General features: G+C 64.4%; 1 protein-coding gene. It reads left to right on the forward strand.

Features of this window, described 5'->3' with window-relative positions; all coding sequences use genetic code 11:
- Positions 1 to 28: 28 nt before the first annotated feature.
- Positions 29 to 787, forward strand: a 759-nt coding sequence (locus ACFFWD_RS37655; RefSeq protein WP_376974366.1) for a hypothetical protein, incomplete at its 3' end; no start/stop codon positions are given.

Raw genomic sequence — 787 nt, forward strand, 5'->3', positions numbered from 1 at the left:
TGAAAGGGATTCCGACGACCTCGTCAGAATGCAACTGGACGTTCTGCTCGATCCGTCCGATACGAGGACTGACAAAGCAGTCGGCGAGGTCGCCGACGTCGTCTGGAGGCGAAGCGTGCGAGCCAACATTGCGCTGGCGGTTTTCATTGGCATCCTCTCGCTCGTGTCCGGTCCCGCGTGGGGCTGGAGCAATCACGGATTGGCGACCTATTGGGCTTTCGCGACGATGCCCGAGGTGGCGAATGCCAAGCCGGTCACGGTCGAGCCGATCGAGGCGTTCCTGCGCGAGCAGGAGCCGGCGATCGAAGCCCTGCTCGCGGCGCAGGAGGATTGGGCTCGCGCCAACCTCTCCAACTATTCGCCGAGGCCCGCAGCGCTTGCCTTCAAGACCGATGCGGCGCGCGACGACCGCATCCGTCGACAGGCCTTCCTGGAAGCGCTGCGCGTCGCCCCGGACATCAGGCTCGCGCTGTTCATCCAGGCCGATCCGTCGACGAGGCTCGATCCGGCGCGGATGCTGCCATATGCGGCGGTCAGCACACTGCCCGACCCGCCCTTAACTTTTTACCGGTTCGCCAGGCTCGACGCCGGCGACATCGTCGCGCCGCTGTCCGTCCTGGCCACGGCAGCGAGCGAGCCGGATTTCGGCACTGATATCAACTGCTGGGAGGACAGTCCATCTGAGTGGGGAAAACGCTACGGCTTTGGGCGGCTGCCATTCGGCAACCCCGCCGTGAATATTTCGACCCAGGCGCCGTTCCACATGGGCTTCTATCATCAAAGCGCG

The sequence above is a fragment of the Bradyrhizobium erythrophlei genome (assembly GCF_042430365.1).
Classification (GTDB): Bacteria; Pseudomonadota; Alphaproteobacteria; order Rhizobiales; family Xanthobacteraceae; genus Bradyrhizobium; species Bradyrhizobium erythrophlei.